This is a genomic window from Sphingopyxis granuli NBRC 100800, from assembly GCF_001591045.1.
GTDB lineage: Bacteria > Pseudomonadota > Alphaproteobacteria > Sphingomonadales > Sphingomonadaceae > Sphingopyxis > Sphingopyxis granuli.
Genome location: NZ_BCUA01000054.1, coordinates 1 through 15,561, shown reverse-complemented (window position 1 = coordinate 15,561; position 15,561 = coordinate 1). Strand labels below are relative to the sequence as shown.

The 15,561-nt window shown below is 69.7% G+C and carries 12 protein-coding genes and 1 riboswitch; of the genes, 3 read left to right on the top strand and 9 right to left on the bottom strand.

Annotation, left to right across the window (positions count from 1 at the left end; genetic code table 11):
* Positions 1 to 141: 141 nt before the first annotated feature.
* The 3 genes from ligD to SGR02S_RS12860 all read right to left on the bottom strand — a co-directional run bounded on the left by ligD (position 142) and on the right by SGR02S_RS12860 (position 5,332).
* Positions 142 to 2,667, bottom strand: coding sequence for a DNA ligase D (gene ligD, locus SGR02S_RS12870; RefSeq protein WP_067110403.1), 2,526 nt, complete (start codon positions 2,665 to 2,667; stop codon positions 142 to 144).
* Position 2,668: 1 nt separating this feature from the next.
* Entirely contained in the window at positions 2,669 to 3,541 is an 873-nt protein-coding gene (gene ku, locus SGR02S_RS12865; protein WP_067110400.1) for a non-homologous end joining protein Ku, read from the bottom strand.
* Between the two features lie 90 nt (positions 3,542 to 3,631).
* A complete protein-coding gene (locus tag SGR02S_RS12860) occupies positions 3,632 to 5,332 on the bottom strand; it encodes an N-acyl-D-amino-acid deacylase family protein (RefSeq protein WP_255211472.1) in 1,701 nt (566 codons plus the stop codon).
* Between the two features lie 161 nt (positions 5,333 to 5,493).
* Between SGR02S_RS12860 and SGR02S_RS12855 the strand changes: the two genes are divergently transcribed.
* Positions 5,494 to 7,959: a serine/threonine-protein kinase gene (locus SGR02S_RS12855; RefSeq protein WP_067110397.1), complete on the top strand. Its 2,466-nt coding sequence runs from the start codon at positions 5,494 to 5,496 to the stop codon at positions 7,957 to 7,959.
* Positions 7,952 to 8,326: a sulfatase family protein gene (locus SGR02S_RS12850; RefSeq protein WP_156483073.1), complete on the top strand. Its 375-nt coding sequence runs from the start codon at positions 7,952 to 7,954 to the stop codon at positions 8,324 to 8,326. The genes SGR02S_RS12855 and SGR02S_RS12850 overlap by 8 nt, the downstream gene beginning before the upstream one ends.
* Before the next feature lie 51 nt (positions 8,327 to 8,377).
* Here SGR02S_RS12850 and SGR02S_RS12845 read toward each other — a convergent pair whose 3' ends face one another.
* A complete protein-coding gene (locus tag SGR02S_RS12845; RefSeq protein ID WP_067110391.1) occupies positions 8,378 to 8,923 on the bottom strand; it encodes an ECF-type sigma factor in 546 nt (181 codons plus the stop codon).
* A 184-nt stretch (positions 8,924 to 9,107) separates the two neighbouring features.
* On the opposite strand from SGR02S_RS12845, the gene SGR02S_RS12840 reads away from it, so the two are divergent.
* A complete protein-coding gene (locus SGR02S_RS12840) occupies positions 9,108 to 11,240 on the top strand; it encodes a hypothetical protein (protein WP_082797132.1) in 2,133 nt (710 codons plus the stop codon).
* Between the two features lie 47 nt (positions 11,241 to 11,287).
* Here the strand turns inward: SGR02S_RS12840 and SGR02S_RS12835 are convergent, their stop codons facing one another.
* The 5 genes from SGR02S_RS12835 to SGR02S_RS12815 form a co-directional block, all read right to left on the bottom strand.
* Positions 11,288 to 11,923 carry a uracil-DNA glycosylase family protein gene (locus SGR02S_RS12835; protein WP_067110385.1) on the bottom strand — a complete coding sequence of 212 codons (636 nt, stop codon included), beginning with the start codon at positions 11,921 to 11,923 and terminating at the stop codon, positions 11,288 to 11,290.
* 55 nt (positions 11,924 to 11,978) lie between these two features.
* Entirely contained in the window at positions 11,979 to 12,533 is a 555-nt protein-coding gene (locus SGR02S_RS12830) for a DUF488 domain-containing protein (RefSeq protein WP_067110382.1), read from the bottom strand.
* Positions 12,526 to 12,741 (bottom strand): hypervirulence associated TUDOR domain-containing protein, encoded by a 216-nt coding sequence (locus SGR02S_RS12825; RefSeq protein ID WP_067110379.1) that lies wholly within the window; start codon positions 12,739 to 12,741, stop codon positions 12,526 to 12,528. The genes SGR02S_RS12830 and SGR02S_RS12825 overlap by 8 nt, the downstream gene beginning before the upstream one ends.
* A 113-nt stretch (positions 12,742 to 12,854) precedes the next feature.
* A complete protein-coding gene (locus tag SGR02S_RS12820; protein WP_067110376.1) occupies positions 12,855 to 14,876 on the bottom strand; it encodes a TonB-dependent receptor family protein in 2,022 nt (673 codons plus the stop codon).
* Positions 14,877 to 14,944: 68 nt separating this feature from the next.
* Positions 14,945 to 15,334, bottom strand: a complete 390-nt coding sequence (locus SGR02S_RS12815; RefSeq protein ID WP_067110373.1) for a hypothetical protein — start codon at positions 15,332 to 15,334, stop codon at positions 14,945 to 14,947.
* A 105-nt stretch (positions 15,335 to 15,439) separates the two neighbouring features.
* Positions 15,440 to 15,561, top strand: a riboswitch (cobalamin riboswitch). This riboswitch is flagged as partial in the annotation.

Below are 15,561 nucleotides of genomic sequence, written 5' to 3'. Positions count from 1 at the left end.
CCGTATTTGCAATCTTCACCACCTACCCCGCCTGTGCTGAGCTTGTCGAAGCACCGCCCTTCTCGCGGCGCTGAAAGAAGGAGCGGCCCTTCGACAAGCTCAGGGCAAACGGCGCATATTTGTGGTGTGGCCCTTCAGCCCTCACAAATCGGGAAGCGTCTGGCGCGCGAAGCCCCAGCCCTTGAGCTCGGCGCTCGCCGCGCGTTCGAGCAGCGCATCGGCGTCGGCGATCGTCCAGTGGCGCGGGCTGTCGATGTCCGCCAGCGCATCCCAGCCGATCGGCGCCGCGACCGGCGCGCCTTCGCGGGCGCGGGCCGACCAGGGCATGATCGCGGTGCTGCCGCGCTGGTTGCGCAGCCAGTCGATGAAGATCTTGCCCTTGCGCTTCGCCTTGCTCATCGTCGCGGTGAAACGGTCGGGCTCGGCGAGGCTGAGCGCTTCGGCGAAGCGCTTCGCGAAATCCTTGTGCGCGTCCCAGTCCGGTCCCGGGTCGAGCGGCACGACGACATGCACCCCCTTGCCGCCCGACAGCATCGCGAAGCTGATCAGGCCGATATCGGAAAGCTGGCGATGGAGGTCGGCCGCCGCCTTGCGGACGTCGCCGAAATCGAGCCCTTCGTCGGGGTCGAGATCGAAGACCATCCGGTCGGGCGCCTCGAGCGTGTCGACATGGCTGCCCCAGCCGTGGAATTCGATCGTCCCCATCTGGACGCAGGCGAGGATGCCGCCGGCGTCCTCGACATAGAGATAATCCTCGACCCCGCCGTCCTTCTCGCGGATCGGGACATGGTGGACCTGCGGGCCGAACGATCCCGAATCATGCTTCTGGAAAAAGCATTGCTTGGCGCGTCCTTGCGGGCAGCGGACGAGGCTGACCGGGCGGCGCGCCATGTGCGGCAGCATGATCGGCGCGACCGCGGCATAATAGTCGGCGAGGTCGCCCTTGGTCGCCTTCGATTCGGGAAAGATGACGCGGTCGCGGTTGCTGATCCGCACGTCGGCGGTCGGGCGGGGCGCCGCCTGCTTCGTCTCCGGAGTCACGTCCTTCGCCTCCTTGTCCTCGCGCAGGCCGACGAAGCTCGCGTGGCGCACCGATCCGCCGGCGGTATATTCGGCGAAGGCGATTTCGGCGACGAGGTCGGGGGTCAGCCAGCGGACGTCGCGCGCCGCCGCGCGTTCGACCGCCAGCGGCGGGGTCTTGCGCGCACGGCTCGCGAACTTGCGCGCCAGCATCGCCATCGTCGCAGCGTCGAAGCCGGTGCCGACATTGCCCTTGTAGACCAGCGCATCGCCCTCGCGCTGCGCGAGGAGCAACGAGGCGAAGGGGCGCGCCTTCGCCGAAGACGGCTTCCAGCCGACGATGATGAATTCCTGGCGGCGGGTGCATTTGACCTTGACCCAGTTGCGCGTCCGGCGGCCGGCATAGGGAGCGTCGGCGCGCTTCGAGATGATGCCTTCCTGCCCCGCGCCGCACATCGCCGTATACAGGCGTTCGCCCGCGCCGATGACATGGTCGGCGACCGCGATCGGCGGCGCGGCGGCGCGCAGCAGCGCTTCGAGCCGTTCCTTGCGTTCGAGATTGCCCAGCTTCGCCAGCGACTTGCCATCCTCTTCGAGCAGGTCGAAGGCGAAGAAGTTCAGCGCCGTATCGGCATCCTGCGCGCCATGGCCGCGCTTGATCACCGCCTGCAGCGACGAGAAATCGGGATTGCCCGCACCGTCATAGGCGACGATCTCTCCGTCGATCAGGCACGGCGGCAGGTCGAGCGCGGCGAACTGCGCGGCGAGCGGCGCGAACTTGTCGGTCCAGTCGAGGCCGTTTCGCGTATGGATGCGCACCGCGCTTCCCGCCGCCGCGACGAGCGCGCGATAGCCGTCATATTTGATCTCGTGGAACCAGTTGTTGCCGCCCGGCACCGCATCGACGAGCGTCGCGAGCTGGGGCTTGCGAAAGGCGGGCGGCTTGCCCCCGCCGGCGCGGCGCTTCGTGACCGCCGCATTATGCTTCGCCGCGGCCTTCATCTTCTGCGTGAAGGCGGCGCCCTTCGCACCGCGCAGCGACTGCGCGCCACCCGCGTCGCCCGCGATCTCGGCCATGGTGCGGCCGGTGAGGACGCTCGTCAGATGGCGCCCGACCAGATCGTCGCTGCCGCCGGCATGGGCGTCGTCGATCTTGCGCAGCAGCCAGTTCTCGCGCTTTTCGCCCGCGCGCGGCTTCATGCGGACGAGTAGCCATTCGCCCTTCATCCGTTCGCCGTCGAGCGTGAAGTGCAGATGGCCGCGATCGATGTCCTTCGCGCTCTTGCCCGCGACCGGCGCCCAGGTGCCGCGGTCCCACAGCATCACCGTGCCGCCGCCATATTCACCCTTGGGGATCGCGCCCTCGAAATCGGCGTAGGCAAGCGGATGATCCTCGGTGCGCACCGCGAGCCGCTTGTCGGCGGGATCGGCGCTCGGCCCCTTCGTCACCGCCCAGCTCTTGAGCACACCGTCGGCCTCGAGGCGGAAGTCATAATGAAGGCGCGTCGCGTCGTGCTTCTGGACGATGAAGCGCCCGCCTTCCGCCTTCGCCGCCTTTCCCTTCGCCACCTGCCCCGCCGGCTCGGGGGTGGCGGCGAAGTCGCGCTTGGCCTTGTACTGCGCGAGCGGGTCGGCGCGCCGCGCCATGTCAGGCGCGCTTCTTCGCCGGCGCGCGGGGCGTCGAAGCCTTGCGCGCCGGGGCCTTCGTCCTTGCCGCCGGCGACGACTTGCGCCCGTCAACCGACGCCTTGAGCGCCGCCATCAGGTCGATGACGTTCGATCCCTCGCGCGCGGCGGCGGGCTCCTCGACATCCTCCAGCACCTTGCGGCCCTTCGCCTTGGCCTTCTTGGCGATCAGCCGCTTCAGCGCGTCGACATAATGGTTGTGATAGTCGCTCGCGTCGAACCGGCCGCTCTTCCTGTCGATCAGCGTCTCGGCCAGGTCGAGCAGGTCGGCGTCAGGCTTCGCGGCGCCGACGTCGCGGAAATAATTCGCCGCCCGATTGACCTCGTCGGCGTAGCGCAGCACTTCGAGGACGAGGCCCTTGCCGCACGGGCGCAATGCGACGAGCTGCTCCTCGCCGCGCAGCGCGAGCTGGCCGAGGCCGACCTTGCGCGTGCGGCGCAGCGCCTCGCGCAGGACGATATAGGCCTCCTCCGCCAGTTCGTCGGCGGGAACCACATAATAGGGCTTCTCGTAATAGAGGATGTCGATCTCGCCCGCGTCGACGAACTGGACGAGCTCCAGCGTCCGCTTGCTTTCGAGCTTGACCGCCTCGATCTCCTCTTCGTCCAGCAGGACGTAGCTGCCTTTCGACAACTCATAGCCCTTGACGATATCGTCCTTGTCGATCGGCCCGATACCGGGGACGACCTTCTCATATTTGACCGGCTTGCCGCTCGGCTCGTGAATCTGGCGAAAGCTGACGCTCGCCCCCGACCGGGTCGCCGGATAGATTTCGACGGGGATCGACACCAGCGCGAGCCGGATCTGCCCCTTCCAATAGGCGCGGGCGGGCATAGCATCCTCCCATGAGCGTGACCCATGGGCAATGCGCGAGGGCGCGGTGCGGTTCCCTTTCGGCCGGGCGGTGCCCGATGCCGCCCGCTCCTAGCGGCACGTCCCGAAGCCGGCGCCGCGTAGCGCGCGGCCGGGCGTCGCGCCCGTCGGCTCGCCGCCTTGCAACGCCGCGACGCCGTTCACGAACACGTCGCGCACCCCGACCGCATATTGGTGCGGCGCCTCGAAGGTCGCGCGGTCGGCGACGGTCTTCGGGTCGAAGACGACGACGTCGGCATAATAGCCGGGCCTGAGCGCGCCGCGCTCCTTCAGCCCCAGGTTGGTCGCGGGCAGCGTCGTCAGGCGATACACCGCCTGTTCGAGCGGGATCAGTTTCTCGTCGCGCACATAGCGGCCGAGCAGCCGCGCGAAATTGCCGTAGGTGCGCGGGTGCGCGCCCGATTTCAGGAACACGCCCTCGGTCGATTGCGACGCGGCGTCCGAGCCGAAGCTCATCCACGGCAGCCGGATCTGCTGGCGGACATTGTCCTCGGACATCAGGAAATAGACGGTGCCGACGCGCGAACCGTCCTCGACCACCAGGTCCATCGCGGTATCCTCGGGCGAGGTGCCGCGCATCGCCGCGACCTCGGCGAGCGTCTTGCCGGTGAGCGGCTTGAGCGCCGGATTCTTGAAGCCGGTGAGAATCATCTTGTCGGCCCCGGCGCCGAAATAGAGATTCTCCCAGTCATCGCCCGGCGCGCGCATCTCCGCGGCGACGCGCGCACGGACCTGCGGGTCCTTCAGCCGTTCGATCCACGCCTCGACCCCGCCCGCCTGCACCCAGGTCGGCATCGCGGCGTCGAGCCCGGTCGCGCCGGCGGTATAGGTGTACATGTCGGCGGTGATCCGCAGCCCCGCCGCGCGCGCCGCCTCGATCTTCGCGACGACGGGGGCCAGCTTGTCCCAATTGGCGCGCCCGCCCATCTTGAGATGATAGATTTCGGCCGCCGCGCCCGACCGGCGCGCGATCTCGATCAGCTCGTCGACCGCTTCCTCGACCCGGTCGCCCTCGGAGCGCATGTGGCTGATGTACATGCCGCCGCAAGCGGCCGCCGCCTGCATCAGCGCGACCAGTTCGTCGGTCTCGGCATAGGAACCGGGCGCATAGATCAGCGAGCTGCCGACGCCCAGCGCGCCCTCGTCCATCGCCTGGCGCACCAGCGCCTGCATCCGCTCCAGCTGTTCGGGGGTCGGATCGACGTCGCCTTCGCCCAGTTCGTGGACGCGCACCGTCGCGGCGCCGACGAAGCTCGCGACATTGGGCGCGATGCCGCGCTTTTCGAGATAGGCGAAATAATCGCCCAGCGTCGTCCATTCGATCGGAAAGCGGATGTCGCCCTGGCGTTCGGTCTCCTGCGCCTTCATCGTCGCGTTGAGCGGTCCCATCGACCAGCCCTCGCCCATCACCTCCAGCGTCACGCCCTGCCGGATGTCGCTCTGGCTGCGCGGATCGGCGATCAGCGATTCGGTCGCCCAGCTCAGCATGTTGATGAAGCCCGGCGCGACCGCCATGCCGTCCGCCCGGACCTCGCGCGCGCCGCGCCCCTCGACCGTGCCGACCGCGACGATGCGGTCGCCGCGGATCGCGACGTCGCCGACCAGCGGCGCGCCGCCCGACCCGTCATAGATGGTGCCGCCGCGAATCACGACGTCATAGGCGGCGGGGGCCGCCCCGCCCGCCTGCACGGGGGAAAGGAAGGACGCGCCGAACAGCGCCGCCGCCATGCCGAAATACCTGCCCCTCGCCATCATCGCCAACCCCTTCCCCGTCCGTATCGACCGGCGGCCATTGTGCCGCAAGCACGGACGGGATCAAGGCCCCCGTCACGGTCAAATAAGCGATTGCGCGGCGCCGCTTCTTCGGATCAACTGTGCCGGACGATCGGGACCGGACGATCGGAGGAGGGGCGATGGAGGCGTTGAACCGCGACGACTGGCAGGCCGTCCAGCGCCTCTTCGAGCAACTGGTCGACCTTCCGCCCGACATGCAGGCACAGCGCCTCGCGAAGGCGCCGCAATCCGCGGGGATCGTCGAAACGACGCGCCGCCTGCTGCTCGCCGCGCGCGGCGACGGCATATTGGACGGCGCGCCGCCATCGCTGGCGCCCCCGTCGCCGGCGGGCGAGTCGGCGCCCGCAAGCTTCGGCTCGCTCGCCCCCGGGCAGGCGATCGGCGGCTTCACCGTCGAACGGCCGATCGGGCGCGGCGGGTTGGGCGAGGTCTATCTCGCCTATCGCACGGGGGCCGATTTCGACCAGCGCGTCGCGCTGAAGCTGCTGCGCGTCGACGCCGCCGAGCGTGCCGAGAGCTTCGCGCGCGAGCGGCGGCTGCTCGCGCGGCTCGATCATCCGGGAATCGCGCGGCTGATCGACGCCGGGGTTGCTCCCGACGGGCGGCCCTATATCGCGATGGATTATGTCGACGGCCAGCCGATCGACGCCTGGTGCACCGCACATGGCGCCGACCTCGACACGCGGCTCGACCTGTTCCGCACCGTCTGCGACGCGCTCGCCTATGCGCACGGCAACCTTGTCGTCCACCGCGACATCAAGCCGTCGAACATCCTGATCGACGCGGGCGGCAAGCCGCGCCTGCTCGACTTCGGGATCGGCAAGCTGCTCGACGACAGCGCGGCGCTGCCCGCGACGACGCAGGCGATGCTCACCCCCGACTATGCCGCGCCCGAACAGCTGGGCGGCGAGGAAGCGACGGTCGCGACCGACGTCTACGCGCTCGGCGTCCTCCTCTACGAACTGGTCAGCGGGCGGAGTCCCTGGCGCGGCGGCAAGGCGTCGGTGCCGATGATGATCCGCCGCGTCCTCTATGAGGACCCCGAACTGCCGAGCCGCGCCGCGGATCGTGGCGAGGCGCCAGTGCCGGCACGGCGGATCGCGGGCGACCTCGACGCGATCGTCCTGAAGGCGATGCGGCGCGACCCGGCGCAGCGCTATCGCAGCGTCAGCGCGCTGGCCGAGGACATCGCACGCCACCAGCAATATCTGCCCGTCCATGCGCGCGACGGATCGACGCGCTACATGCTCGGTCGCTTCCTGCGCCGCTATCGCTGGGGGGTCGCGGCGACCGCTGCGGTGCTCGCGGCGCTGCTCGTCGGCGCGGGCGGCATCGCATGGCAGGCGCGCGAGACCGCGCTCGAGCGCGACCTCGCGGTCGCCGAGGCGCGGCGGTCGGAGGCGATCAACCGGATGCTGACGGTGATGGTGCGCGACACCGCCGAGGATGCGAACAGCGAGAATGTCACCGTCAAGCAGATGCTCGATCAGACCGCGACCCGCCTCGCCGCCTCGCTCGACACCAGTTCCAAATCGGCCGACCTGATCGTCACATTGTTCGACCTCTATGTGAATCTGGAGGATACGGCGGGTGCCGACGCGCTGATCCAGAAGGCGCTGGCGCGCGGCGTCGGACGCGGCGACCCGGTGGCGACCGCGCAGCTTCGCATGCGCGCCGCCGCCGCCGCAGGGGGTCTCGGCCGGACCGAGGAGATCGGCCCCAACATCGACGCCGCCGAGCCGGTGTTCCGCGCCGACCCCGCGCATTTCCGCCGCGAACTGGTCGAGATCGCACTCGCGCGCGCGCAGTTGTGGCGGCGCACCGGGCGGCTGGAGGAAGCGATCGCGCTGCTGATCCGGACGCTGCCCGATGCCGACATCGTCTATGCCGAGAACCACCGCGACCTGCTGACCACCTACAACAACCTGCTGGTCTATATGGCCGAGGCGAACCAGCTCGATGCGATGCCCGCGATCTTCGACCGCGCCGAGGCGGTGATCCGCCGCACCGGGCAGGAGGCGAGCATGCAGGGGCTGACCATCGCCCAGTTGAAGGCCGTGCGCCTGCTCAAGCTCGACCAGCCGGCCGCCGCCGAGCGGATCGTCACGCGGGTGGCGGCGCAGCGGCGCGCGACCTTCGGGCGTTCGGCGGGGCTCGCGGTCGATCTGCTCCAGCTCGGCCGCGCCAGGCTGGCGCTCGGCAAATATGCCGACGCGAAAGCGGTTCTCGCCGAGGCGCGCCCGATGGCGGCGCAATATCTGAGTCCGCGCGCGGCGCCGACGCTGATCATCGCCGCGGGGCTGATCGAGGCGCAGGCCGAATCGGGCGATATCGCGGGCGCGCGCCGGACGATCGCCGAGACGCAGCCGTTGATCGACGCCTTGCCCAAACCCGGCCTGCCGCAGGCGATCTTCGCCCGCGCGAAGGCGGTGACGCTGCTCAGGCAGGGCAGGCTCGCCGAGGCGCGACAGGAAACCGACCGCGCCGCAGCGCTGTTCGAGGCCGAGGGCGCGGCGGGCGCCTCCTACCTCAAATCCTTCCCCGCGCTGCGGGCACGGCTGGGGACGAGCTTATCCCATGCGTAGCGTGCGCACGCCGAAGTGGAAGTATATCTCCAACCTGCACCCCGAATATGTCTACACGACGCACATCGACCAATATGTGCGAAACATTGACGATTCGGGACGCTATTTCCCGTCGTGGCGTCGTTCGACCGATCCCGCCGCTCAGCAGATCGTCAACAGCTATTACCGGCGTCCGGCGGAGGAACTCTATGACCTCGAGGCCGACCCCGCCGAACGCAACAATCTGGCGGCGGATTCGCGCTACAAAACAGTCCTGCGGTCGCTTCGCCGGAAGCTGAAGGTCTGGCGAACGAAGCAGGGCGACACGCGTCCCGTCGAAGGGACGCCGCACTTCCAGGAAGGGCCGATCGACGGCAAGGTCGACTGAGCCGCTGAACGACGATCATCGGCGCGCCAGGTCCTTTCGCTCAGGGCAGGATCAGGCCGCCGCCATCTCGTGGTGGATCCACGCGCGCGCCTGCACCCACCAGCGGCGGATCGTGCGGTCGGAGACGCCGAGGACCAGCGCGGTCTCCTTCTCGTCCATCCCCGCGAAGAAGCGGCAGTCGACGACCTGCGCGAGGTTGGCGTCGAGCCGTTTCAGTTCTTCGAGCGCCTCGCCGAGCCGGACGACCTGTTCGTCCGCCGGAACCGCGGCGGCGAGCGAGTCGAGGCTCTGGGTGAAGCTGTAGGTCGGCGCATTGCGTTTCGAGGCGAGCCGCGCGCGCGCCGCGTCGATCAATATGTGCCGCATCGCGGTCGCCGCGCAGGCTAGGAAATGCGACCGGCTGTCCCAGCCGTCGGCCTTGCGCAACTTGACATAGGCTTCGTTGATCAGCGCCGTGGTCTGGAGCGTCTGCGGCTGTCCGGCGCGATAATGCTCGCGCCGCGCGATGGCGCGCAATTCGCCGTAAAGCCCCGCGATCAGCGCGTCCGGGCCCTCCGCCCCATTTTTTTCGGCCGGCGTGTCCGCTTCCTCGGAAATTTCCCGTCTCGCTCTCTGTCAGGCGTCCGCCGTTCTTCGCAGGTCGGCGGATGCAAGGCAAGCGCGGCAAGGCAAGCGCGCCGCGCGCGAAACGGGAAGAGGCGCCGGGGCAGGCGTCCGCCCGCCGGGTCGAGACATCCACCGTGGGGGCCGATGGCCTTCGTCCGATAGGAGGGAAGAGAATATGCGTAAATTGAACCTGCTGATCGCCGCAGCCGCTCCGGCCATCGTCATCGCGATGCTGACGGCCGCCCCGGCGCGCGCCGACGTCACCCCCGAATGCAATGTCAATGCAGGCCCAGACGGCATAGCCGGCAACGCCGATGACGTGAGCGGCAGCACCGAATGCGGCGAAGTCAGCGTCGCGAGCGGCCTCGTCAGCACCGCCGTGGGCAGCAACAGCTCGGCAACCGGCGAAGAAAGCACTGCGCTGGGTCAGGCGACCGAAGCAAGCGGCGAGCGCAGCACGGCGGTCGGTCGCAACGCCCGCGCCACTTCCGCAAGCAGCACCGCGCTGGGCCAATCGAGTCGCGCGACCGGGGACAACAGCACCGCCGTCGGCCAATTGGCGAACGCTGATTCGACCAACGCCACTGCGATCGGCAAGAGTTCCAACGCAACCGCCGCCTTCACGACCGCAGTGGGGCAGAACTCCGGCGCCACCAGCAGCGGCGCCACCGCACTCGGCGTATCGACCCAGGCCTTCGGCTTCAACAGCTCCGCGCTCGGCAATACCAGCAAGGCGACCGCCGATTACACTACGGCGGCAGGCGCGTTCAGCGAGGCCACGGCCGAATATGCGAGCGCGTTCGGAATGCTCGCCAATGCGTCGGCGGAAGGCGCCACGGCGCTAGGCCAGAATGCGCAGGCATCCGCCGAGCGCAGCGTGGCGATCGGTGCGGGGTCGATCGCGGACCGCACGAACAGCGTCTCGTTCGGCACGGCGATTTACCAGCGCCAGCTCACCAATGTCGCCGCGGGCACGCAGGCGACCGACGCGGTGAACAAGGCGCAGCTCGACGCCGTGGCGGCGGGCGCCGTCAATCCCTATGTCGCGATCAATTCGGTGGGGGCAGGCGCGAGCGCCACGGGGATCAGCGCGATCGCGATCGGCCGCACTGCCGGGGCCACGGGGATCGACTCGGTCGCCCTCGGAGACGCCGCCAACGCCGCGGGTTACGCGGTCGCGGCAGGAGGCAGTTCCATCGCCAGCAAGGCCGGCGCCTCTGCATTCGGCTATCTGAGCGAAGCCTCCGGCTCTGCCAGCACGGCGGTAGGCGTCAACAGCAAGGCGGCGGGCGACGACGCGACAGCCGTCGGGAGAATGAGCGAGGCCGCGACCTTTTATACGACGGCGCTGGGCTCACTGGCCAAGGCAACGGTCACCAGCGCCACGGCGGTCGGCTATGGCGCGGAAGCCGCGGCCGCGGGCAGTGTCGCGCTCGGCACCGGATCGATCGCCGATCGCGCGAGCAGCGTCTCCGTCGGTTCGGCGGCCCTGCAACGTCAGCTCGTCAACGTCGCGGCGGGCACGCAGGCGACCGACGCCGTGAACAAGGCGCAGCTCGACGTCGTGGACGCGAAAGCGACCGCCGCGCAGACCACGGCCAACGCCGCGCTTGCCGCCGCGACGGCGGGCGCGGGCAGCGCGGTCGCGGCGCAGGCGACCGCCGACGCCGCCGTCGCCAGTGCGGCGGCTGCGCAGACGACCGCTGATATCGCCCGCAGCGAAGCGGCCGCGGCGCAAGGGACAGCGAACTCGGCACTCGCCAACGCCGCGACGGCGCAGGGCACCGCCGACACGGCGCTCGCCGGCGCGGCGACCGCCCAGTCCAGCGCCAGCGCCGCGCAAGCGACCGCAAACATCGCCGTGCTACGCGGCGACACCGCCGGGGCCGGCCTCGCCTCCGCGCTCGGCGGCGGCGCGGCCTACAATGCCGCGACGGGCACGGTCAGCGCGCCGAGCTATTCGGTCGGCGGCACCGCCTATCACGACGTCGGTTCGGCGATCGGGGCGCTCGACGGCAATATCAGCGCGCTGAACGGCCGGATCGACGCGCTGAGCATCGGCAACGACCGCCGCTTCCGCGAGGCGACGGGCGGTATCGTCACCGCGATGGCGATGGGCGGGACGATGATCGTCCCCGACAGCAATGTCTCGGTCTCGTTCAACCTCGCCACCTATCAGGGCGAACAGGGTTTCTCGGGCGCCGCCGTCGTGCGCCTGACTCCGCGCGTCTACGTCAGCGGCGGCTTTGCCGGATCGACGGTGAAGGGCACCACCGGCGGCCGGGTCGGGATCGCCTTCGGTTTCTGACCATCGTCCCTTCCCGGCCTACTGGCCGGGAAGGGCTCCGCGCCCGATCAGGCCAGCAGGGCGTGCACCTCGCGCCGCAGTTCGGGCAGCAGCTCCTGCTCGAACCAGCCGTGGGTCTTGAGCCAGCGATTGTTGTGCCACGACGGGTGCGGCAGCGGGACGATGCGCGGCGATGCGCCGGCGGCGCCGATCTCGCGCCAGGCGTGCACGGTTTGGGTGACGCCGCGCCGGGCCCATTCGGCACCCAGATGCCAGCGCAGCGCATGACCGCCGATGACGAGCAGCAGCTTCAGGTCGGGCAGCCGCGCGAACAGCCGGTGCTGCCAGATCTCGCGGCACTCGCGCCGCGGCGGCAGGTCGCCTCCGGCGCCGACGCCGGGAAAGCAGAAGCCCATCGGCAGGATCGCGACGCGCGAGGCGTCATAGAATTGCGCCTCGTCGATCCCCATCCATTCGCGCAGGCGCACCCCCGACGGGTCGTCGAACGGCCGGCCGCTGGTGTGCGCTCTTATGCCCGGGGCCTGGCTCGCGATGCAGATGCGCGCGCTTTCCGACAATTGCAGGATCGGGCGCGGCTCGTGGCCCAGCGGCGGCCCGTAGCGCGGCGCGTCGCGGCAGATGCGGCAGGCGCGAACGGCCTCGACGAGGCTTTCGAACGGCTCGTCCGCCTTCACCCCGTCCATTGCCGCCTTCTCTCCCCTTTGCCGATCGCCGAGTCGCGCGCCTGCGCCGCCCGCGCTATACGCCTTTTTCCGGCGCGGGGGCGGGATAGACGATCGAACTGTCGGACCGCGGGATCGCCCCGTGCGTCAGCCGCGCGGGCTCCGGGCCGCGCTCCATGATGTGCGCGACGGCGGCGCCCGACACGATCAGATAGTCGGCGACGATGCGGCGGTGGCAGCGCCACCAGACGGCTTCCGAGCACATGATCGCGCAGCGGCGCTCGCGGCCGACGTCGATCAGATGCGCCAATCCCTCTCGAAACGTGGCGCCGAGCGCATAGTCGGCATAATTGTGGAAGCTGGCGTTGGTCCAGAAGCCGTTGAGCGCCCGCGGCACCTCGCGCTCGCGTTTGCGCAGGCCGCCGAGCGCCGCGATGCGCTCCCACGACAGGCCGCGCGCCGCGAGCGCATCGGGCAGGACGTCCTCGTTGAACTGCGGGTTCGACCGCGATCGCGGCATCCGCCGGATATCGACGAGGTGACGGACGCCGGCGTCCGCGAGCAGCACGGCGAATTCGTCGAACGAGCGGCTGGAATGACCGATGGTGAAGAAGGGGACGGCCTCAGCCATCTATACGTTCGAGCGCGCCGCCCTTGTGCGCCGCGACATGATCGGTCTTGTCGCTCTTGATCTCATATTGCGGATCGTCCTTCGACGCGCGGTGGGTGTGGCCCTTGTAGTCGAAGTCGGCGGTGTGCACCTTGATGATCTTTCCCGAGACATGGCCCGCCTCCGAATTCCAGCGAACATGATCGCCGATCCTGAACCGCTTCGTCATCGCCTGCTCTCCTTTTCGCTTCGCCCCTTTCCATAGAGTCGCGGGCCCGCGTCAAGGTTCCGTCGCCCCCGCACGCCCCTTCCCCGCCGGAAGGAGCGTGCGGGAGCACGGCGTCAGAAGCGGGCGCGCAAGCCCGCGGAAACGGCGCGGCGCTCGACCGGGTAATAGATCGCCGACGCGGCGTCGGCGGCGATCACCGCGCTGACGTCGCCGATCGCCTTCTTGCCGGCGATGTTGCGGACGTCGACGAAGGCGTCGATCCCGTCGGTAATACGCGCACCGCCGGTCAGGCCGACCAGCGCATAGCCCGGCGTGCGCACCCGGTTGGCATAATCGGCCCACGGTCCCTGCGGCACCCATTCGAGCGTCGGCGCGACGTGCAGCGCCTCGCCGCCGATGCGGACCTCCGCCCGATAGACATGCCTCGGCACCACCGGCAGGCGATTGTCGCCGAACTGCGCGTCGCCCCGGAAGCGGAAGTCGCTGTAGGCATAGGTCTGGCGCAGCCGCAGCCAGGGTGCGAGGGTCAGCTCCAGCCCGGCCTCCACCCCCCGATGCAGCGTGCGGTCGGCGTTGAAGGTCGCGGCGGGGATGCTGCTGTTCACCGTATATTGCAGCATCTCGCCGGTGATCGCCGCGCGATACCAGGCGACGTCCCAGCGCACCGGACCCATCGTTCCGCGCGTGCCGATCTCCGCCGTCCAGGCGCGCTGCGGCCGGATGTCGGCGATCAGCGCGCTGGCGGGCGGCATGCCGATCGACTGGAACACCTCCCCGAAACCGGGAAATTCGGCCGAGCGGCTGTAGTTGGCAAAGATCTGGACATGCTCCGCCGGTTCGACCAGCACGCCGAACTTGGGCGAAAAGGCGTCGAAGGCGACGCGCCCGTCGGCGGCCGGGGTCGCCGAAAAGCCGACGCGCCGCTTGCGCATGCCATCGGCATAGACGCCCCCCGCGATCAGCGTCACCGGCGGCACCGGCCGCACGCGCAGTTCGCCATAGAGGCTCGCAGTCCGCGCCTCCTGATCGGCGTCGAGGGTCAGCGCGCCGCGCCGGCCGGCGACGTTGACGAACTGCCGCGCGTGGGTGCTGCCACGGCGAATCTCGCCCCCCAGCGTCACCTCGACCGGCCCCGCGGCATAGTCGAGCCGCGCGAACCCGCCGACGTCGGTCGATTTCTGGTCGATCAGCTGAAAGATCGGGTGAAAGAGCGATTTCGCGTTGACGAAACCCCCGACCTCGAGCGTCGCGGCGCCGAGGTCGAAGCGGGTGCGGTTCTGCAAGCGCAGCGAATCGATGTCGCGTCGCTGATCGCCCGCGACGCTGCCCGCATTGGCGCCGCGCGGGGCGGTCAGCGCCTGCGCCTCGGTCAGCGCGCCCGGCAATTGCTGGCGGATGCGGTTGACGCTCGCATAGAAGCGCGTCGCGACCCCGTCGCCGAGCGTTAGCCCGACATTGCCGTGGAAGCGCAGGCTGCGGCGCCGCGCATGGTCGCGGTCGCCGTCCGACGTGTCGGCGCTGACCGCGCCCCAGGCGTCGACCGGCCCGCTGGCGACGCCCGCCGAAACCAGGCCGCGCAGCAGGCCGAAGCTGCCGGCGTCGCCGCGCAGATAGACGCCCTGGGCGGTGCGCCCGGTCGGCGTCACGCCGTTGATCGCGCCGCCCAGCGTTCCCGAACCGAAGCGCAGCGCATTGGCACCGCGATAGACTTCGAGATGGTCGAAGAAGATCGGCTCCAGCTCCTGAAAATCGCCATTGTCGTCGGCGAGGTTGATCGGCACCCCGTCCTGCAACAGCGTGACGCCGCGCATGTGGAAGCCGCGCGAGAGGCCTGAGCCACGGATCGCCAAGCGCACCTCCTGCCCATAGCGCGGCTGGAGGTAGACGCCGGGCGAGAAGGCGAGCGTATCGCGCAGCGACACGATCGTCTTGTCGGCATAATCCTGATGCGTGACGACGTCGGTCCCGCCGGGGGTCTGCGCCGCGCGCTGCTGCGCGGCGTCGGCGAGCGTCGGCGCGGTGACGATGATCGTCGCCTCCTCGGCGTGAGCAGCCGGGGAAAACGGCACGGGGGAAAACGACAGGGCGAGGGCGAGCGCCGGCAGGGGCGCCGCGCGGGTAACGGAACGGGTCATGGAAAATCCTTCGCTGAAAATCAGGCAAGGCCGGCGCGCGCGGAAGCGCGGCCGGCGATCGGTCTGAATCAGGCGAAGGCGGGCGGGCCGGTGCTGGGAGGAAGCGGCGAGGCGATGCCCGGCGCGAAGCCGAGCGAGGGGATCGCCAGCGGCGTGGGGGCGGCCGGTGCCGGCGCCGCGGGCAGTGCCGGGGCATCGGGCACGATCGGCGCCACCGCGAGCGCGCCCCACGGGCAATGCTGCTGCCCCTCGCCATCGGGATGATCGCCCGCGGTCTGGACCGGGATGGTCATCGTCCCGCCGGGGTTCGACGGGTCCGAACAGACGCGGACGGTGATCGAACCCCCGGCATCGGGCCCGATCATCCAGCCCGGCGCGACCAGCACCCGCGCGAGCAGCGCGAGAAGCACCGGTAGCAGCAGCCAGCCCGGTCGGCGGAAGGCGGAAAGATCGGCCACGCCGCGCTCCTAGTCCCGGCGGACGGTTCGGGCAAGCGCGCAGGCCCCGCAAAAGCCGATTGCCAAAATATGCCGAGGCGCTATGGGCGGGCGCCGCAAGGGCAACCTTGCATTGATCGCGCCGGTGCCCCGATGGGGCTTAAAAGGGAACGCGGTAAGGGGGTCCGGCCGGGCCTTCGAAACCGGGGCTGTCCCTGCAACTGTAAGCGGCGAGCGCGATGCACCGA